This is a genomic window from Streptomyces sp. NPDC020747, assembly GCF_044334695.1.
Classification (GTDB): Bacteria; Actinomycetota; Actinomycetes; order Streptomycetales; family Streptomycetaceae; genus Streptomyces.
The window spans coordinates 84713-103838 of record NZ_JBIRTJ010000009.1; the positions used below are offsets into that span (position 1 = coordinate 84713).

Consider the following 19126-nt stretch of genomic DNA (forward strand, 5'->3'; position numbering starts at 1 on the left):
GCCGCCCCGCAGACGCGAAGCCCCCGGTTGTTCCCCCGTGATCGGGGGCTTCGTTCTGCCCACAGCCGTTTTTCGGACGCTCCGAGGCGTGATTCGTTCACCCTGAGTCACCAAGTCGAGTGCGCCCCATCTGCTCCCACCTCGGAGAACCTGTCGTGCGGCACCCTTCGGCCCGGTACTGCCCCGCAGGTACGATGCCTCTCGGTGCGACATTCGGACGGCTGCTCTCCGCACCGAACGCAACTCCCGTCCGCGGCACAGCGGTTCGACGAAGACTGCCGACGGGCACCGGCCCGCCCGGCGTTCAACGGGGGCACGGTTTGTGGGGGACGTGATGGACTTCGGCACGCAGGGCCCCGAGGCCCCGGCCGACCTCGCCTGGCTGCGAGGTGTGGACGCGTACACGATGGGGGCCTATCCGCAGGCGGAGGAGGAATTCCGCGCCGCGGTCCGGATGGATCCGGGAATGGCCGACGGCTGGCTCGGGCTGCACGCGCTGCGCATCGACACGACGACGGCGCTGCTGCGGATGTTCCGGCACCGGGAGCGCTTCGGGGAACAGCGCTCGCGCCACCGGCGGACGCTCAACTCCTGGTACTGGCTGGGCTGGTGGGTGCAGCCCGTCCTGGAGTCGCCGCGCGATCTGCTGCTCGCGCACGCCTCGCACTGGCTCGACGGGCGTCATGTCCCGGAGCTGGACCGGGCGCTCGCGAGCCTGCCGCCCGTGGACGCGGATCCGCAGGTGCGGTTCCTGCACGCCTGCCGGGCGTATCTCGTCAAGGACTGGGAGCAGTTGGTCCGCCACACGGATCCGCTGATCGCCGATCCGATGCTGGGCATCGAGGCCGGTCTCTTCGGTGGTATGGCACGGGTACGCCTGGAGATGTTCGGGCAGGCCGAGCCGCTGCTGTCGTCCGCGCTGATGCGCTGTCGCAGCGAGCAGCCGCAGCGCAAGGAGCTGCGGTACTGGCTGGCGCGGGCGCACGAGGGCACGGGCCGCTCCGCCGCGGCGCTGCCCCTGTACCGGGCGGTGCACCGGGTCGACCCGGCCTTCATGGACACCTCCGCGCGGCTCGCGGCGATCTCCGAGGGCGACGGGTACGACGACACGGCCGACTTCGCGGCGATCACGCTCACCGGTGTCGGGCAGGACATTCTGGACGGCCCGGACGGCGTCGACCCGCTGTTCGGCGGCGAGGGCCGTGATCTCAAGCTCTCCGATCCCGAACTGCCGCCGCCGGGCGCGCTGCCCTCCGAGGCGGACCGGGTCCGCGAGAAGGCCATCGTGCCGGTGTTTCCGCCGCATCTGCCGACCGGTCCCACCGATCCGGCACTGCTCGAAGAGGCGCTCCTGGAGCTGGAGCGCATGGTCGGTCTCGAACCGGTGAAGCGCCAAGTGAAGGCGCTGTCCGCGCAGTTGAACATGGCGCGGCTGCGGGCCGGGCAGGGTCTGCCGGTCCAGCCGCCGAAGCGGCACTTTGTGTTCTCGGGTCCCTCCGGCACCGGCAAGACGACCGTGGCCCGTATCCTGGGCCGGGTCTTCTACGCGCTCGGCCTGCTCGGCGGCGACCATCTCGTCGAGGCCCAGCGCGCCGACCTGGTGGGCGAGTACCTCGGCCAGACCGCCGTGAAGGCCAACGAGCTGATCGACTCCGCGATCGGCGGCGTCCTCTTCGTCGACGAGGCCTACTCGCTCTCCAACTCCGGTTACGGCAAGGGCGACGCGTACGGCGACGAGGCGCTCCAGGTTCTGCTGAAGCGTGCCGAGGACAACCGCGACCACCTTGTGGTGATCCTCGCCGGCTACCCCGAGGGCATGGACCGCCTGCTGGCCGCCAACCCCGGGCTCTCGTCCCGCTTCACGACCCGCGTCGACTTCCCCTCGTACCGTCCGCTCGAACTCACCTCGATCGGTGAGGTGCTGGCCGCGGAGAACGGTGACGTGTGGGACGAGGAGGCACTCGACGAGCTGCGCTCCATCAGCGGGCACGTCGTCGACCAGGGCTGGATCGACGAGCTCGGCAACGGACGGTTTCTGCGCACCCTGTACGAGAAGAGCTGCGCGTATCGCGATCTGCGGCTGTCGGTGTATCCGGGACACCTCACGCGCGATGATCTTTCCACGCTGCGGCTGGCCGATCTCATGCAGGCGTACGGCGAGGTGTTGTCGGGGCGGGGGCCGCAGGATCCCTCACCGATGTGAGTCGCGGCGGAGCCGCGGATGTCACAGGCCCGCGCCCCTGAAGACAGGGGCGCGGGCCTTCCGCGTCAGCTCGCCAGTGCCTGCTCCGCCGTCTCCTGGCCCGGGGCCGGTTCCGGCGTCTCCTTGCGCGGCTCGCCGACCCGTACCGCCGGAGTCTCCCGGTGCGCCGGGTCGCGGACCTCACCGACCAGCAGTTCCAGTACGTCCTCCAGGGCGACCAGGCCGAGCACACGTCCCGACGCGTCGGCGACCTGGGCGAGGTGCGTCGCGGCGCGGCGCATCACGGTCAGGGCGTCGTCCAGCGGGAGTTCGGCCCCGAGGGTCGTCATGGGGCGCCAGACCTGCTGCGGCACGGCCCGCTCGGACTCCTCCAGGTCGAGTACGTCCTTCACGTGCAGATAGCCCATGAAGGCGCCGTTCTCGGCGGCCACCGGGAAGCGGGAGTACCCGGTGCGGGCGGTGAGCGCGACGACCTGGCCCGGGGTGACCGAGGGGCCGACGGTCACCAGGGACTCGCTGTCCAGGAGCACGTCGGTGACCGGGCGGGAGCCCAGCTCCAGAGCGTCCTCGAGGCGCTCCTGCTCCTCGGGGTCGAGCAGGCCCGCCTGTCCCGCGTCCTCGACGAGCCGGTTGAGCTGCTCACTTGTGAAGACCGCCTCGACCTCGTCCTTGGGCTCGACGTGGAAGAGCCGCAGGATGACGCGGGCGCAGGCGCCGAGGCCCACGGTCACCGGCCTGCACAGCCGGGCGAAGGCGACCAGGCCGGGGCTGAGCCACAGCGCGGTCTTCTCGGGGGCGGCCATCGCCAGGTTCTTCGGCAGCATCTCGCCGACGACGAGGTGCAGGAAGACGACCGCGGCGAGGGCTATGACGTATCCGAGCGGGTGGATCATGCCCTCGGGCAGGTGCACGGCGTGGAACACCGGCTCCAGGAGGTGTGCGACGGTGGGCTCGGCGACCGCGCCGAGCGTCAGCGAGCAGACCGTGATGCCGAACTGCGCGGCGGCCATCATCTGCGGCAGGTTCTCCAGGCCGTACATGACCTGGCGGGCCCGTGCGGTGCCGAGCGGTTCGATCTGGCTGCGGCGGACGGAGACCAGCGCGAACTCGGCGCCGACGAAGAAGCCGTTGGCGAGCACGAGCAGGACCGCGAACAGGAGTTGGAGCACGCTCATCGCACGGCCTCCACCACGGAAGCGGAAACGGAAGCCGAGGAAGCCGAGGAAGCCGAAGCGGTGCCGGCGGTCCTGACCAGCCGGACCCGCTCGGCCCGGTAGTGCCCGACCTGGCGCACGGAGAGGCGCCAGCCCGGCAGCTCCGCCCTGTCACCGGGTGCGGGGATCCGGCCGAGCAGATCGGCGATCAGGCCGGCGACCGTCTCGTACGGGCCCTCGGGGACGTCCAGGCCTATGCGCTGGAGGATGTCGACCCGGCAGCTGCCGTCGGCGTCCCAGGCGGGCCGGCCGTCCTCGGCCGGCGCGGCGGCGAGTTCCGGGACATCGTGGCCGTCGTGCTCGTCGCGGACCTCGCCGACGAGTTCCTCGACGATGTCCTCCAGGGTGACCACCCCGGCCGTGCCGCCGTACTCGTCGACGACGACGGCGATGGGCTGTTCGTTGCGCAGCCGCTCCAGGAGGGGCTGCACGGGCAGCGTCTCCGGGACGAGCAGCGGGGCCTGGGCGATCCTGGTGACGGGCGTGCGCAGCCGGTCCCGCGAGGGCACCGCGAGGGCGTCCTTGAGGTGCACCATGCCGACGATCTCGTCGATCCGCTCCCGGTAGACGGGGAAGCGGGACAGGCCGGTGGCACGGGTGAGGTTCACGACGTCCTCGGCGGTCGCGGAGGACTGGAGGGCGCTGACCTTCACGCGCGGGGTCATGACGTGCTGCGCGGTGAGGTCGGCCAGCGAGAGCGTACGGACGAAGAGGTCGGCGGTGTCCTGCTCCAGGGTGCCCGCCTGGGCCGAGTGCCGGGCCAGGGAGACCAGCTCGCCGGGGGTGCGGGCGGAGGCCAGCTCCGCGGTGGGCTCCACGCCGAGAGTGCGGACGAGCCGGTTGGCCACGGAGTTCAGCCCCGAGATCACCGGCCGGAACACGGTCGAGAAGGCGTGCTGCGGGCCCGCGACGAACCGCGCGACCTGCATGGGCCTGGAGACCGCCCAGTTCTTGGGCACGAGCTCGCCGATCACCATCTGCACGGCCGAGGCCAGCAGCATGCCGACGACCACGGCGACACCGGACACGGCGCCCTCGGGGATGCCGACCGCGGTGATGGGGCCGTTGAGCAGCTCGGCGAGCGCCGGTTCGGCGAGCATGCCGACGACGAGGGAGGTGATGGTGATGCCGAGCTGGGTGCCGGAGAGCTGGAACGACAGCTCCTTGAGTGAGTTGACGACCGTACGGGCCCGTCGGTCGCCCTCGGCGGCGGCCTTCTCGGCGTCGGGGCGCTCCACCGTGACGAGGCCGAACTCGGCCGCCACGAAGAAGCCGTTGGCGAGGATCAACAGGAACGCCGCTCCGAGGAGCAGCAGGGGGATGGTCATGCCGCCGCCTCGATATGTCGGGAGGGGGCGGCGCAGGTACTACAGGACGATCCGTCCATCGCTGGAGGGAGTCACTCCTCGAAATAGCAGGGGGCCTCTGGATCCCGGGTGGGAAGCCGGAGGCGGAGGCGCAACGAAAACGCCTCCGCCAACAGATTAATCAAGACATGGGCCCGTACGGCAGGGTGGAAGGCCGAGAGTCAGGCGTGATGTTCGTCGTGCTCGTCTTCCTGCGGTCCGTCGGGCTCGTGGACGGAGTGGGCTTCGGCGAGGGCCCGCAGCGCACGGGCGTCGCGGATCGCGTGCTCCTTGGCGATGCCCGGCTGGATGCCGAGCGCGGCCAGGCTGGTGCCGTCGCTGAGGTTCAGGAACACCCACGGGTCGCCCGGGCGCAGGTTGACCTGCACGATCTCCGCCCAGGCCAGCTTCCGGCGGCCGGCGATGTTCACGACGGTCACGCCGGACTCCTCGGCGACGACTTTCGGCCGCGAGAGCAGCACGAGCACCCCGAAGAGCAGGGCTCCGGTGAAGACGAAGCTGGTGCGCTCCCCCGGGCTGAGCTTCTCCAGCAGCATCGCGACTGTGGTGATGACCACGAAGATCGTGGCGCCGGCGGTCAGCAGGACGGCTCGGGTGCGGCCCGGCCGGAAGGTGACCGGAAGAGCGGGCAGCTCTGGTGCGTCGGACATGGCGGGCGGTCCTCAGAGGCGGCAGGCGTGGATGGCCGTGGTCAGGATGGCCCGCGCGCCGATGTCGTACAGGTCGTCCATGATCCGCTGGGCTTCCTTGGACGGGACCATGGCGCGCACGGCGACCCAGCCCTCGTTGTGCAGCGGCGAGACGGTCGGCGACTCCAGGCCCGGCGTGAGGGCGACGGCCTTCTCCAGCTGCTCGACGCGGCAGTCGTAGTCCATCATCACGTAGGTCCGCGCGACGAGGACGCCCTGGAGGCGGCGCAGGAACTGCTGCACCTTGGGCTCTGTCTCCTCGGTGGCCCCGGTGGCCTCCGCGCCGGTGCGGCGGATGACGACGGCCTCGGACTTCATGATCGGGTCGCCGAAGACCTCGAGGCCCGCGTTGCGCAGCGAGGTGCCGGTCTCGACGACGTCCGCGATGACCTCGGCGACGCCGAGCTCGATGGCCGTCTCGACGGCGCCGTCGAGGTGGACGACGGAGGCGTCGACGCCGTGGTCGGCGAGGTACTTGGCGACGATGCCCTCGTACGAGGTGGCCACGGTCTTGCCGGCGAGGTCCGCGAGGTCTGTCGCCGTGCCGGGCTTGCCGGCGAAGCGGAAGGTGGAACGGGCGAAGCCGAGCGGGAGGATGGCCTCCGCGTTGGCGCCGGAGTCGATCAGCAGGTCCCGGCCGGTGATGCCGATGTCGAGCTTGCCGGAGGAGACGTAGATCGCGATGTCGCGGGGGCGGAGGTAGAAGAACTCGACCTCGTTCTCCGGGTCGACGATCCTGAGCTCCTTGGCCTCCCTGCGCTGCTGGTAGCCGGCCTCATGCAGCATCTCCCCCGCGGGGCCTGACAGGGAACCCTTGTTGGGGACGGCGATGCGCAGCATGAGGTCGGCTTCCTTCGCGTGACGGGTTTTGGGTGGGACCAGGAGACTTACAGGTGGGCGTAGACGTCGTCCAGCGAGATTCCGCGGGCGACCATCATCACCTGGACGTGGTAGAGCAGCTGCGAGATCTCCTCGGCGGCGGCTTCCTTGCCCTCGTACTCGGCGGCCATCCAGACCTCGGCGGCCTCTTCGACGACCTTCTTGCCGATGGCATGGACCCCCTTGCCGACCAGCTCCGCGGTGCGGGAGGTGGCGGGGTCGCCGTTGACTGCCTTGTGCTGGAGCTCGGTGAACAGCTCCTCGAACGTCTTATTGGACATGGTGACGCCCACCTTATTGCACTTGTCGGTGCCTCTAGCGCCAGGGTTCGGATACTGAGCGGAGGGTGGCCGCCGTCGCCACGGCGGCCGTCACCGCCTCGTGCCCCTTGTCCTCGTTCGAGCCCTCGATACCCGCGCGGTCCAGGGCCTGTTCCTCGGTGTCGCAGGTCAGGACGCCGAAGCCGATGGGCACGCCGGTGTCGATCGAGACCTGGGTGAGGCCCTGGGTGACGCCCTGGCACACGTACTCGAAGTGGGGGGTGCCGCCGCGGATGACGACGCCGAGCGCGACGATCGCGTCGTACCCGCGGCCCGCGAGGACCTTCGCGACGACCGGCAGCTCGAAGCTGCCGGGGACCCTCAGGAGGGTCGGCTCGTCGATTCCCAGCTCGTGCAGGGCGCGCAGCGCGCCGTCGACGAGTCCGTCCATCACCTTCTCGTGCCACTGCGCCGCGACGACGGCGACCCGGAGGTCGCTGCAGTTGCGTACGGACAGTTCGGGTGCACCCTTGCCGCTCACGTGTGTGTCTCCTCGTACTTTTCCGTTACTGGTTGCCGCAGGCCGACACGGTGGTCGTGTCCAGCCAGGGCAGGTCGTGCCCCATCCGGTCCCGCTTGGTGCGCAGATACCGGAGGTTGTGCTCGCCCGCCTGTACGGGCATCGGCTCGCGGTGGTTGACCTTGAGGCCGTGCCGGACGAGCGCTTCGGTCTTCTCGGGGTTGTTGGTCATCAGGCGCAGGCTGCGCACGCCGAGGTCCTCCAGGATCTGCGCGCCGGCCGCGTAGTCCCGGGCGTCGGCGGGCAGGCCGAGCTCCAGGTTGGCGTCGAGGGTGTCGTGCCCCTGCTCCTGCAGTTCGTACGCGCGCAGCTTGGACAGCAGTCCGATGCCGCGCCCCTCGTGGCCGCGGAGGTAGACGACGATGCCGCGGCCCTCGGCCTGGATGCGCTCCAGGGACGCTTCGAGCTGGGGCCCGCAGTCGCAGCGCAGCGAGTGGAAGATGTCGCCGGTGAGGCACTCGGAGTGGACGCGGACGAGGACGTCCTCGCCGTCGCCGATCTCGCCGTGGACGAGGGCGACGTGCTCGACGCCGTCCACGATGGAGCGGTAGCCGAAGGCGGTGAACTCGCCGAAGGCGGTGGGCAGTTGGGTCTCGGCCTCGCGGCGGACGGTGGGCTCGGCGGTGCGGCGGTAGGCAATCAGGTCCTCGATGGAGATGATCGTCAGGCCGTGCTTGCGGGCGAACGGGATCAGCTCGGGCAGCCGCAGCATCCGGCCGTCCTCGCCCGCGATCTCGACGATGGCGCCGGCCGGGCGCAGACCCGCGAGCCGGGCGAGGTCGACGGCGGCCTCGGTGTGGCCGTTGCGGGCCAGGACGCCGCCGGGCTTGGCGCGCAGCGGGAAGATGTGGCCCGGCCGCACGAGGTCGCTCGCCTGGGCCTCGCCGCCGGCCAGCAGCTGGAGCGTGGTGGCGCGGTCGGCGGCGGAGATGCCGGTGGTCACCCCGTACGCGGGGCCCGCGTCGACCGAGACCGTGAAGGCCGTGCGCATCGACTCGGTGTTGTTCTCGACCATCTGCGGGAGCTGGAGGCGGTCGAGCTCGTCGCCCTCCATGGGTGCGCAGATCAGACCGCGGCACTCGCTCATCATGAAGGCGATGATCTCGGGGGTCGCCTTCTCGGCGGCGAGGACGAGGTCGCCCTCGTTCTCCCGGTCCTCGTCGTCGACGACCACGACCGGGCGGCCCGCCGCGATGTCGGCGATGGCCTGCTCGACCGGGTCGAGCGCGAAGTCCGAGGCGTCCTGATCGTGTCCTGTGCTGTACCAAACCGGCGCCGTTGTCATGCCGGGGCTCCTTCCAGGAGAGGCTGCCCGGCCTTGCGGGAGCGCAGCCACCAGTCGCGCATGCCCCACAGGACGAGCGCGCCGTAGATGATGTAGACGAAACCGGAGAAGGCGAAGCCGTTGGCGAAGTTCAGCGGCACGCCCACCAGGTCGACGAGCAGCCAGGCGAACCAGAACTCGACCATGCCGCGCGCCTGGGCGTACATCGCGACGACCGTGCCGACGAAGATGTACGCGTCCGGCCAGGGGTCCCAGGACAGCGTCGGGTACGCGGTGAACAGGCTGCCGACCGCGAGGGTGCCGACGGCCGCGGCGCCGAGGAGGTACCCGCGCTCGCGCCAGGTGGCGAAGCGGACGGCGATGGAACCGTCCTGCGCACCGCCCCTGCCGCGGTTCCACTGCCACCAGCCCCACAGGGCGACGGCCATGACCACCACCTGCTTGCCGGCGCTGCCGGAGAGGTGGGCGGTGGCGAAGGCCGCGAGGAGGATGGCACCGGACAGGAACTGGACGGGCCAGGTCCAGATGGACCGCCGCCAGCCGAGGGCGAGGCCGATCAGACCGATCACGTTGCCGATCATGTCGGCCCACTTGATGTGCTGGCCGAAGAGCGTGAACGCCTCGGAGTTGAGCACGTTCACGGTGTCGCTCCCTGGGTGCCGGGCAGAGCGGCCGGCTGCTCCCCCCGCGCGCCGAGCAGTCGCTCGACGTACTTGGCGATCACGTCGACCTCGAGGTTGACCGGGTCGCCGGGCTGCTTGAGGCCGAGCGTGGTCAGGTCGAGGGTGGTCGGGATGAGGCTGACGGTGAAGAAGTCGGGGCCCGCCTCGACGACGGTCAGGCTGATGCCGTCGACGGTGATGGAGCCCTTCTCGACCACGTAGCGCGTGAGGTCCGCGGGGAGGGAGATCTTCACGATCTCCCAGTTCTCGGACGGCTTGCGCTCGATGACCTCGCCCGTGCCGTCCACATGGCCCTGCACGATGTGCCCGCCGAGGCGCTCGCCCACGGCCATGGGGCGTTCGAGGTTGACGCGGGAGCCGACGGCGAGGACGCCGAGGCTGGAGCGGTTCAGGGTCTCCGCCATCACGTCGGCGGTGAATTCGCCGTCCTCGTGCTCGACGACCGTCAGACAGACGCCGTTGACGGCGATGGAGTCGCCGTGGCGCGCGCCTTCGGTGACCACGGGGCCACGAAGCCGGAAACGGGAGGCGTCGCCGAGGTTCTCGACGGCGGTGATCTCACCCAGCTCTTCGACGATTCCGGTGAACACTTCCCGGGTCCTCCTGCCATTTCGGGCACGGACTCCGGGGCCTGTCGATGACGACAGCTATGAGCGAGCGAGGACACCGAGGGCGACGCCGCGTAGGACGGATCCCGAGGGACACGTCGAAACAGACGGCGGCGCGCACGAATGCCCGCCCGCCGCGCACTGCCTCCCATCCGGACTTTAACCGTCGGTCCAGGAATTTCACCTGGTCAACCGGCCGCTGGAAGCGACCGGGTCGCGGACTGTAACCGCCGGTTCGGACTTTCACCGACCCCGGAGTGCGCTGCTTCTGGTACAGACTCAGTGTGCCACGCCTGATCGACACCCATGCGGGCGAATGTTGTGGGCTGCCTCACAGGGTGTGCCGATGGACTTCACTGGACACTCGTGACGGACCAACTACCTTTCAGGCACAGCGGCTTATGATTGGTCCATACCTATTGACGCTTTGGTCTAGTCCTCTTTAGGGTCTGCGTTCACCGACGCCTGTACGGGCTCCGCGTTCGCCGGCCCGCCCCCCAGAACGACCCGGCGGCGGTGACGGAGGCCCTTGCCCCGCCGCCGGGTCTCCGTTACCCGGACCCGGGCGCCTTCACCTCTCCGGAGGTGCGAACAGTTCGTCCTGGGCGCCGTCCCGCGCCATCAGCAGCGCCCCGCGGAGCACGGCCCCGCCGCCCAGGGTGCCGGCCCGCACCTCGGTGGGCAGCGGTGACATCCGGCCGACCCGGTCCTGGACACGGGCGGCCAGCGTCTCGCCGCCCGCCCCGCCGATCTCGCCCGCGAGCACCAGGCACCCCGGGTCGAGGACGGCGACGACGGAGGCGGCACCGAGGGCGACGCGTTCGGCGAGCAGGTCGAGGAAGCCGGAGGCCAAGCGGTCTTCGGCGTCGGCCGCGACTCGCGCCACGGCCTCGCGCACCAGCGCCGCCGCGTGCGGTTCGTGGGGCTCGGCGGGTGCCACGATCCCGTAGCGCGCCGCCAGTTCGCAGATCGCGGCGGCGCCCGCGAGGGAGTGCAGGCCGCCCTCGCAGCCCGTCGCGGACGGCAGGCCACTCGTGCCGGGCACCGGAAGGAAGCCGATCTCGCCCGTACCGCCGGAGGCGCCCCGGCGCAGGACGCCGTCCAGGACGACGGCCGCGCCGATGCCGTGGCCGAGCCAGAGCAGGACGAAGGTGTCGCGGTCCTGTGCGGCCCCGTCGCGCTGCTCGGCCAGTGCGGCGAGGTTGGTCTCGTTCTCCACCAGGACGCGGGCCGGGAGTCGCTCCTGCAACGCCGCGGCGAGGCGGCGGTGCCATTCGGGCAGCCCCGAGGAGTCGCGGAGTTCGCCGGTGGAGGGGTCGATCAGCCCCGGGGCTCCGACGCCGATGGTGTGCAGCCGCTCGACGCCCGCCTCCTTGGCCGTACGTTCGACCAGGGTGACCGCCTGCTCGACGGCGGGCCCGGTGTCCGTGCCGTCGCCGATCGGCACCGACGCCTCGGCCAGCACCGAGCCCAGCAGGTCCGACACGAGGACGGCCACACCCTCGGTCCGTACGTCCAGCGCGGCCAGGTGGGCGCGGTCGGCGACGATCCCGTACAGCCGGGCGTTCGGACCGCGTCGCTGTTCGCCCGACTCCCCCACCACGCCGATGAGTCCGGCCGCGGCGAGGCGTTCCACCAGGTCGGCGACCGAGGGCCGGGACAGACCGGTGAGCTGCTTCAACTGCCCTGCCGTCAAAGGGCCTTCCTGCTGGAGGAGACGCAGGGCGAGCCGGTCGTTGATGGCCCGGGCGGTGCTCGGTGATGCGGGCATGCCGGGATCCTTCCAGATCGGGGGCGCCTGGACGGCAGGCCCAATACCGCCTATCTATCAGGCAGGGTTCCTGATAGTTTACGGCAGCACAGTGGGGAGTGTGCTGCCAATGGACAAGGAGGGGCCGGGAAGATGGGTGAAGTGGTCTACGACCAGCGCGAGGTGAAGCGCTCCCGGTACGCGGTGGCGGTGGTGTTCGCCGTGCACGGTGCCGTCACCGGTTCGTTCGCGACCCGCGTCCCCTGGATCCAGGACCACGCCTCCGTGAGCGCGGGCCAGCTCGGCCTGGCGCTCGCGTTCCCGGCGATCGGCGCGTCCGTCGCGATGCCGCTCGCGGGCAGCATCAGTCACCGCTTCGGCGCCCGCGCGGCCCTGCGCGGCCTGATCGCGCTGTGGACGCTCGCACTCACCCTCCCGGCGCTCGCGCCGAACCTGCTCACCCTGTGCATGGCCCTCTTCGTGTACGGCGCGACGGCGGGCATGGCCGATGTGGCGATGAACGCCCTGGGTGTCGAGATCGAGTACCGGCTCGACAAGTCGATCATGTCCGGGCTGCACGGGATGTGGAGCGCGGGCGCCCTGGTCGGCTCCGCGGCCGGCACCGTCGCCGCCCATCTGGGCTCGGACGCGCGCGTGCACCACGCGCTCGCCGCCGTGGCGCTCACGCTGATCGGCGTGGCCGCCTGCCAGTGGGTGCTGGACCTGCGGCCCACCGAGGACGAGGAACCGCCCCCGCGCTTCGCGCTGCCTCCCAAGTCGGCGCTGCTCATCGGCGCGATCGGCTTCTGCGCGGTGTTCGCGGAGGGGGCGAGCCTGGACTGGTCGGCGGTGTACCTGCGGGACGTCCTCGACAGCTCGGCCGGAGTCGCGGCCGCGTCCACCACGGGCTTCACGCTCACCATGGCGATCGCGCGGTTCGCCGGCGACCCGGTGGTGGACCGCTTCGGCCCGGTCCGCACGGTACGGGTCAGCGGCGCCCTCGCGACCCTGGGTGCGCTGCTCGTCGTACTGGCCCAGAACGCCGCGGTGGCCATGGCCGGGTTCGCCCTGCTGGGCCTCGGCATCGCCGTCGTCGTCCCGCTCTGCTTCGCGGCGGCCGGTCGCAGCGGCCCCAATCCCTCCCAGGCCATCGCGGGCGTCGCCACCATCACGTACACCTCGGGTCTGATCGCGCCGTCCGCGATCGGGGCCGTCGCGGACGCGACGAGCCTGGTGACGTCGTTCGTCCTGGTGACGGTGCTGACCCTCGGCCTCGCCTCGTTCGCGAACGTGCTGCGTGCCAGCGGCCGCACCACCGGCGGGAAGGCCGCCCCGGTGGACGCGCCGATTCCGGATCGCCGGCCCTGAACCGGCCGCTCTCCCCGCTCCGCCCTACCATGGCGCTGATCTTCACTCACGGATCCTGACGTCGGTCCGTCGACGTCAGGATCTCGACGTACAGAGCTCGACGTGCAGAGAAAGCGGAACCCCACCATGGACCTCGGCGTGCGCTGGAAGCTGCACGGTGACGGGCGCACGCCCGCGCCGGGGGCGGTCGTCCGCCCCGACGAACGGCTGTCGTGGCCGCGTACGGCCGGGCTCGGCGCCCAGCACGTAGTGGCGATGTTCGGGGCGTCCTTCGTCGCGCCCGTCCTGATGGGCCTGGACCCGAACCTCGCGATCATGATGTCGGGCGTCGCGACGGTGATCTTCCTGCTCGCGACCCGCGGCCGGGTGCCCAGCTATCTGGGCTGCTCACTGTCCTTCGTGGGCGTCGCGGCGGTGATCCGCGCGCAGGGCGGCACCAGCGCGACCGTGACCGGTGCCGTCCTCGTGGTCGGGGTCGCGCTCTTCCTCGTGGGCCTCGCGGTGCAGCGGTTCGGGGCGCGGATCATCCACGCCGCGATGCCGCCGATCGTCACGGGCGCGGTCGTCATGCTGATCGGCTTCAACCTGGCGCCGGTCACCGCCTCCACGTACTGGCCGCAGGACCAGTGGACCGCGCTGCTCGTGATGGTGTTCACCGCGCTGGCCGTGGTGTGCCTGCGCGGTTTCTGGTCGCGTATCGCGATCTTCCTCGGGCTGGTCTTCGGGTACGGGATCTCGTGGGTCTTCGACCGTGTCTTCGGGCGGATCCACTCGGTCGACGCGAGCGGCAAGCTCACCGACCACTGGCGGCTCGACCTCTCCGCCGTGGGCCGGGCCGACTGGATCGGGCTGCCGAACTTCCACGGCCCGTCCTTCGAGTGGTCGGCGATCCTCGTGGCGCTGCCTGTCGTCATCGCGCTGGTCGCCGAGAACGCGGGCCATGTGAAGGCGGTCGGCGAGATGACCGGCGACCCGCTCGACGACAAGCTGGGCACGGCGATCTCCGCGGACGGCGTCGGCTCGATGCTCTCCACCGCCGTGGGCGGCCCGCCCAACACGACGTACTCCGAGAACATCGGCGTGATGGCCGCGACCCGTGTCTACTCCACGGCCGCCTACTGGGCCGCCGCCGGCTTCGCGCTGCTCTTCGGCCTCTGCCCGAAGTTCGGCGCGGTCGTGGCCGCCATCCCTGGCGGTGTGCTCGGCGGGATCACCGTCATCCTGTACGGCATGATCGGCCTGCTGGGCGCGCAGATCTGGCTCAACGCCGGGGTGGACCTGCGCAATCCGCTGAATCTGGTGCCGGCCGCGGCGGGCATCATCATCGGCGTCGGCAACGTCACGCTGGAGTTCACCGACACGTTCTCGCTGAGCGGCATCGCGCTCGGCACGCTCGTCGTCATCATCGGCTACCACGCGCTGCGGGCGCTGGCCCCGGCGCACCTCAAGTCGCAGGAGCCGCTGCTGGACGAGGGCACGTCGTCGTACGGCTCCGACCCGGAAGCCGACTCGGCATCGGTCTCGGGCTCCGATTCAGGATCGGGCTCGGGCTCGGCGGGCGGTCAGCGCGCCAAGTCGTAGGCGTAGTCCGGTGTGAACGTCCCGGGCGCGCCCTTGCAGCCGTCGGACTCACCGGGCAGCTTCACCCACAGATAGGCGTCGATCCGTGCCTCTCCGGTTCTCATGGTCGGCGCCTGTCCGAGCTTGCGGCCCGCGGGGTCGCACCACTCGCCGTCGGCCGGAGCGCCGTTGCCGTTGCGGCTGGTGTCGATGACGGCTCCCAGGCTCGCGGGGCCGCCGAGGGCGTCGAGGGTCCGGCGGGCGTACGCGACCTCGTCGCCCGTCCGGTTGAAGTTGGAGACGTTGCTGAAGATGCCGTCCGAGGAGGCGGCGGACGCGGCACCGGCCCGGCGCAGCAGCCCGGCCTGCTTCTCCGGGGTGTTCCAGTCGGAGTGGCCCGCGTCGAAGTAGACCCGCGCCTTCGGGTTCGCCGCCTTGAGGACGCGTCCCGCGCGGGCCAGCGAGGCGAAACGGGCGGCCCGGTCGCCTTCCGACAGGCAGTCCGACTGGGCGATCGCGTCCGGCTCCAGGACCACGATGACCTCCTCGGAACCGAGGCCCGCCGCGAACTTGTCGATCCACCCGTCGTACGCCCCGAGGTCCGGCGCACCGCCCTGGGAGGCCCCTCCGCAGTCGCGGTTCGATATCGCGTACGGGACGACGACCGGGACCCGGTCCTTCGCCGAGCCGGCCGAAGTGACCGCCCTGACGCGGGCGGTGATGTTCGACGGCGTGTAGTCCGCGAACCAGACGGCGGCCGGCCGGTCGGCTATCCGGGACTCGATCACCGGGCGGCGCGGGTCGTCGCGGTGGTCGCGGACCCAGTCGAGGACCTGGGACTCGGGGTGGCGGTACAGCTGTACCGACACGGGTTCCGTCCTCGGCTTCGTCGACGCGCTCTTCGAGGGCTTCGGGCTCGGCTTGGCCTTGGACGGGGAGGGCGACGGAGACGGTGAGGCGGACGTCTTCGAGGGCGACGGCGTGGGCACGCCGGGCAGCGGCTGCAGGAGCGGTGAGCTGGTGACTTCGGGGCGCGCCTCGTCGCTGCCGCGGCCGTCGTCGAGCGCGGACATCATCCCCGTCACGGTGCCGACCGCGACGACCGCGGACGCCACGGCGGCCATGGCGCCGCGCCGGGCGGCACGCCTGCGCTCGGCCCTGCGTACGGCCAGGCGCTGGGCACGTTGCCCTGACACGTGGTGCTCCCCCCTCCGTCGGGTCCCGCGTGTTCCCCCGTTCTGGGGAAGCGCTCGGCCCGGCGGCCCTCCGTACAGCCTAGGCCTGGGACCCTGCCCCCATGGTGCGGTTGGAACGCTTCGGGAAAGACACCGTCCGCGTGCACAGCGTCGACGCGGTGGTGCACCGGATGCGTGCGCTCGGTGCGGCCTGGCCCGAGCGGGACGGTGTCGCGGTCTTCAACCGTGTCTACCTCGCCGTCACCGAGGAGGTCGACCGGCGCCTGGAGACGGGGCACTTCACCGACGCCCGCGCCGCGATCACGCTGGACGTGCGGTTCGCGGAGCGCTACCTGGACGCCGTCGAGGCGGTGGCGGACGAGCGCCGTCCGCCCGCCTGCTGGCGGCCGCTGTTCCAACTCCGGCGCCATCCCGGAGTACGTCCGCTGCAGTTCGCGCTCGCAGGTATCAATGCGCACATCGGGCACGATCTGGCGCTCGCCGTGGTGGACACCTGTCGTACGCTCGGCTGCGAACCGGCCGAGCTGGAGGACGAGTTCGACCGCGTGGGTGATGTCCTCGTCTCGCTGGAGGAGCGCATCCGCGAAGATCTGATGCCGGGCCCCGATCTCCTCCAGATCGCCGATCCGCTGACCCATCTGCTCGGCGCGTGGAGCCTGGACCGGGCCCGGGACGCGGCGTGGTCCGCGGCCCGGGCGGTGTGGGCGCTGCGCGAACTCCCCGATCTGGCCGAGGAGTTCGTGGAACGGCTCGACACGGGGGTCGGCCTGGTCGGCCGTTGCCTGCTCACTCCGCTGCAAGCACGGTGATCAGCCCGCGCCCCGAAGAGGCTCGGGCTCTCAGTCCTCGGGGAGCTCCACCGGGGCGATCTCGTCGTATACGTCGCCGGGGCCCGGGTTGGCCGGGTCCGTCCTGCCGCCGAAGTGGTGCATGACGCCCCACACCGCGTTGAGCGCGGTCTGTACGGCGCCCTCGGCCCAGCCGGCCGTCCAGGAGATGTCGTCGCCCGCGAGGAAGATGCCCCGCTTGTCCTCGGGGAGCCGGTCCTGCATGAAGTGGGTGAACAGGCGCCGCTGGTAGCGGTAGTGGCCGGGCAGGTTGGCCTTGAACGCGCCCATGAAGTAGGGCTCGTTCTCCCAGGACACGGTCACCGGGTTGCCGATGACGTGCTTCCTGATGTCGACCTTCGGGTAGATCTCGCCGAGCGACTTCAGCATGACCTCCATCCGCTCGTTCGCGGACAGCGGCAGCCACTTCAGGCTGTCGTCGCACCAGGTGTAGGAGAGGCAGATGACGGCAGGCTTGTCCGGACCGTCGTCGAGGAGATAGGTGCCCCGCGTCATGCGGTCGGTGAGCGTCATCGACATGACGTCCCGACCAGTTTCCTCGTCCTTGTCCAGCCAGAACGGCCGGTCGACAGGCACGAACAGCTTGCTCGACTCCATGTAGTGGGTGCGCTCGATCGCCGTCCAGTGGTCGATCGGGAAGAGCGCGTCGTCGCAGGCGACCTTGGACAGCAGCATCCAGGACTGGGCGGTGAAGATCGCCGCCCGGTACGTACGGATGTCGCCGGAGGCGTCGGTGACCGTGATCCCGTTGCCGGCCGTGCGGTTCAGGCGGGTCACGGCGGGCCGCGGTGTCCCGTCGTGCAGGGTGGCGAGCGAGGTCCCGTACGCCCAGTGCACGATCTTCTGCGGTTCGCGTTCCCACAGGCGCAGCGGGAGTTGCTGGCTGCCGCCGACGATGCCGCGGTGGTGGTCGTCGGCCTCGGTGTAGACGACGCGCAGGATCTCCAGGATGGAGTTCGGGAAGTCGGTGTCCCAGCCGCCGGTGCCGAAGCCGACCTGGCCGAAGATCTCGCGGTGCCGGAAGGACTTGAAGGCCTCGGACTCGCAGAGGAAGCCGTAGAAGGTCTGGTTGTCGAGCTTCTCGACGAGCTTCGCCCAGATCTCGCGGATGCGCGGCACGTCGCGCTCGCGCATGGCCTGGTTCATGTCGGAGAAGTCGGCGCCGTCTTCGAGGCAGGCGTTCCACGCGTTCATCACTTCGCGGTAGACCTGCGGCAGGTCGTCGACGGTGGTCGCGTAGTGCGACTCGCCCTTGAGGTCGACCACGGTCGAAGGGGTCGTCTCGGCAAGGGGGTTGGGGAACGGCTCGGTCCGCAGCCCCACCAGGTCGATGTAGTGCTGGAGTGCCGTGGAGGAGGGCGGGAAGCGCATAGCGCCCATCTCGGCGGTGAGGGAGGGGTCGCACCCGTCGAAGCCCACCGTCCGCAGCCGGCCGCCGATCCGGTCGGCCTCGTACACGACGGGCTTGAGGCCCATCTTCATCAGCTCGTACGCGGCCACGATGCCGGACAGCCCGCCGCCGATGACGGCCACCTCGGTGCCGAGCTCGGTCGCCGGTAGCTGGCCCAGGCCCGCGGGGTGCGCGAGGAAGTCGTCGTACGCGTACGGGAAGTCCGGGCCGAACATGGTGATCGGCGGCTGCGCGTCGGTGTGCGGGACGGCGGGGGGCACCGTGGACGTCATGGGGTACGGACTCCTTGCGGGGAAAGCTGGGGTGAGGCTGGTGGGTCTGGGAACTGGGCGGGTCAGACGAGGGACCCGTAGAGGCCGGGGCGGCGGTCCTTCAGATACGGGTTCGCCTCGCGCGAGGCGGCGAGGAGGACGGGGTCCACGTCACCGAGGACGAGTTCCTCGCCGCGGCCGGCGCGGGCCCGGGCGCCTCCGTCGGGGCCGGCCAGCGTGGAGAGCCCGACGAACTCGAACTCCCCTTCCGTACCGACCCGGTTGACGTACGCGACGTACATCTGGTTCTCGAAGGCGCGCACCGGTACGACGGACTCGGCGACGAACTGGAACGGGTGCATCTGGGCCGTGGGCACGACCAGGAAGTCGGTGCCGGCGAGGGCGTGCGCGCGGACGTTCTCCGGGAACTCCACGTCGTAGCAGATCATCAGGCCGACGCGGAGGCCGTCCAGCTCGGCCTGGACGACCGGCTCTTCGCCGGGGGTGAACCACTCCTGTTCGAAGCAGCCGAAGAGGTGCGTCTTGCGGTAGTTGGCGAGACGCGTGCCGTCGGCGGAGATCAACTGGGCCGAGTTGAAGACCAGTTCCGCCGCGCGCTCCGGGTAGCCGTAGGCGATCGCCACGCCGTGCCGGGACGCGATCTCGGCGATCTCGTCCGCGGAGTCGCCGTCGGCGGGCTCGGCGAGCCGGTGCACGTCGGCGCCGATCGCGTAGCCGGTCAGGAACATCTCCGGGGCGGCGAGGAGCCCGGCGCCCGCGGCGGCGGCACGGCCCGCGGCCTCGTCGAGGACCTTGAGGTTCTCGACGACCGAGCCGGGACGGCCGGAGCTCTGGAGCAGGGCGGTGCGCATGCGTGATCCTCACCGGAATCGGAGGGGTTTTGGGGGCCAGATAGACGGTACGGGCGGCAGGCTCGGGCGGACAAGGAGGAGCCGTTGCGCGCCGGTGAACGA

At 70.9% G+C, this 19126-nt stretch carries 17 protein-coding genes and 1 riboswitch; of the genes, 4 read left to right on the forward strand and 13 right to left on the reverse strand.

Going from position 1 to position 19126, the window contains the following annotated elements:
* Nucleotides 1-334: 334 nt before the first annotated feature.
* Entirely contained in the window at nt 335-2203 is a 1869-nt protein-coding gene (locus ACH4YP_RS23610; protein WP_398492306.1) for an AAA family ATPase, read from the forward strand.
* Nucleotides 2204-2268: 65 nt separating this feature from the next.
* Here the strand turns inward: ACH4YP_RS23610 and ACH4YP_RS23615 are convergent, their stop codons facing one another.
* The 10 genes from ACH4YP_RS23615 to ACH4YP_RS23660 all read right to left on the reverse strand — a co-directional run bounded on the left by ACH4YP_RS23615 (nt 2269) and on the right by ACH4YP_RS23660 (nt 11539).
* Nucleotides 2269-3378, reverse strand: a complete 1110-nt coding sequence (locus ACH4YP_RS23615; RefSeq protein ID WP_398492307.1) for a hemolysin family protein — start codon at nt 3376-3378, stop codon at nt 2269-2271.
* Nucleotides 3375-4745, reverse strand: a complete 1371-nt coding sequence (locus ACH4YP_RS23620; protein WP_398492309.1) for a hemolysin family protein — start codon at nt 4743-4745, stop codon at nt 3375-3377. The genes ACH4YP_RS23615 and ACH4YP_RS23620 overlap by 4 nt, the downstream gene beginning before the upstream one ends.
* 200 nt (nt 4746-4945) lie before the next feature.
* Nucleotides 4946-5434, reverse strand: a complete 489-nt coding sequence (locus tag ACH4YP_RS23625) for a PH domain-containing protein (protein ID WP_398492311.1) — start codon at nt 5432-5434, stop codon at nt 4946-4948.
* Nucleotides 5435-5446: 12 nt separating this feature from the next.
* Nucleotides 5447-6313, reverse strand: coding sequence for an ATP phosphoribosyltransferase (gene hisG, locus ACH4YP_RS23630; protein WP_361058131.1), 867 nt, complete (start codon nt 6311-6313; stop codon nt 5447-5449).
* 47 nt (nt 6314-6360) lie between these two features.
* Entirely contained in the window at nt 6361-6633 is a 273-nt protein-coding gene (locus ACH4YP_RS23635) for a phosphoribosyl-ATP diphosphatase (protein ID WP_361058133.1), read from the reverse strand.
* 34 nt (nt 6634-6667) lie between these two features.
* Nucleotides 6668-7153 carry a 6,7-dimethyl-8-ribityllumazine synthase gene (gene ribH / locus ACH4YP_RS23640; protein ID WP_361058135.1) on the reverse strand — a complete coding sequence of 162 codons (486 nt, stop codon included), beginning with the start codon at nt 7151-7153 and terminating at the stop codon, nt 6668-6670.
* Nucleotides 7154-7178: 25 nt separating this feature from the next.
* Nucleotides 7179-8477 (reverse strand): bifunctional 3,4-dihydroxy-2-butanone-4-phosphate synthase/GTP cyclohydrolase II, encoded by a 1299-nt coding sequence (locus ACH4YP_RS23645; protein ID WP_398492314.1) that lies wholly within the window; start codon nt 8475-8477, stop codon nt 7179-7181.
* A complete protein-coding gene (locus ACH4YP_RS23650) occupies nt 8474-9118 on the reverse strand; it encodes a nicotinamide mononucleotide transporter family protein (protein WP_361058139.1) in 645 nt (214 codons plus the stop codon). Before ACH4YP_RS23650 ends, ACH4YP_RS23645 begins: the two co-directional genes overlap by 4 nt.
* Nucleotides 9115-9750, reverse strand: a complete 636-nt coding sequence (locus tag ACH4YP_RS23655; RefSeq protein ID WP_361058141.1) for a riboflavin synthase — start codon at nt 9748-9750, stop codon at nt 9115-9117. Before ACH4YP_RS23655 ends, ACH4YP_RS23650 begins: the two co-directional genes overlap by 4 nt.
* Nucleotides 9751-9902: 152 nt before the next feature.
* Nucleotides 9903-10033, reverse strand: a riboswitch (FMN riboswitch).
* Between the two features lie 306 nt (nt 10034-10339).
* Complete coding sequence (locus ACH4YP_RS23660; RefSeq protein WP_361058143.1) at nt 10340-11539, reverse strand: ROK family transcriptional regulator; 1200 nt, start codon at nt 11537-11539, stop codon at nt 10340-10342.
* A gap of 132 nt (nt 11540-11671) precedes the next feature.
* On the opposite strand from ACH4YP_RS23660, the gene ACH4YP_RS23665 reads away from it, so the two are divergent.
* Together ACH4YP_RS23665 and ACH4YP_RS23670 are read left to right on the forward strand one after the other, a co-directional pair.
* Nucleotides 11672-12886: an MFS transporter gene (locus tag ACH4YP_RS23665; protein WP_398492315.1), complete on the forward strand. Its 1215-nt coding sequence runs from the start codon at nt 11672-11674 to the stop codon at nt 12884-12886.
* Nucleotides 12887-13012: 126 nt separating this feature from the next.
* The gene (locus ACH4YP_RS23670; RefSeq protein ID WP_398492598.1) at nt 13013-14467 is read left to right on the forward strand and encodes a uracil-xanthine permease family protein; all 1455 of its coding nucleotides are present in this window, start codon (nt 13013-13015) and stop codon (nt 14465-14467) included.
* Here the strand turns inward: ACH4YP_RS23670 and ACH4YP_RS23675 are convergent.
* On the reverse strand, nt 14449-15570 hold the full coding sequence (locus ACH4YP_RS23675) for a glycoside hydrolase family 6 protein (RefSeq protein WP_398492599.1): 1122 nt from the start codon (nt 15568-15570) through the stop codon (nt 14449-14451). The two genes, ACH4YP_RS23670 and ACH4YP_RS23675, sit on opposite strands and share 19 nt — an antisense overlap.
* Before the next feature lie 173 nt (nt 15571-15743).
* Here ACH4YP_RS23675 and ACH4YP_RS23680 point away from each other — a divergent pair, with 173 nt between their 5' ends.
* On the forward strand, nt 15744-16451 hold the full coding sequence (locus ACH4YP_RS23680) for a DUF5995 family protein (RefSeq protein WP_361058147.1): 708 nt from the start codon (nt 15744-15746) through the stop codon (nt 16449-16451).
* Nucleotides 16452-16481: 30 nt separating this feature from the next.
* Here the strand turns inward: ACH4YP_RS23680 and ACH4YP_RS23685 are convergent, their stop codons facing one another.
* Both ACH4YP_RS23685 and ACH4YP_RS23690 read right to left on the reverse strand, forming a co-directional pair.
* A complete protein-coding gene (locus ACH4YP_RS23685; protein WP_398492318.1) occupies nt 16482-18173 on the reverse strand; it encodes a flavin monoamine oxidase family protein in 1692 nt (563 codons plus the stop codon).
* Nucleotides 18174-18235: 62 nt separating this feature from the next.
* Complete coding sequence (locus tag ACH4YP_RS23690) at nt 18236-19024, reverse strand: carbon-nitrogen hydrolase family protein (protein WP_361058151.1); 789 nt, start codon at nt 19022-19024, stop codon at nt 18236-18238.
* Nucleotides 19025-19126 lie beyond the last annotated feature (102 nt).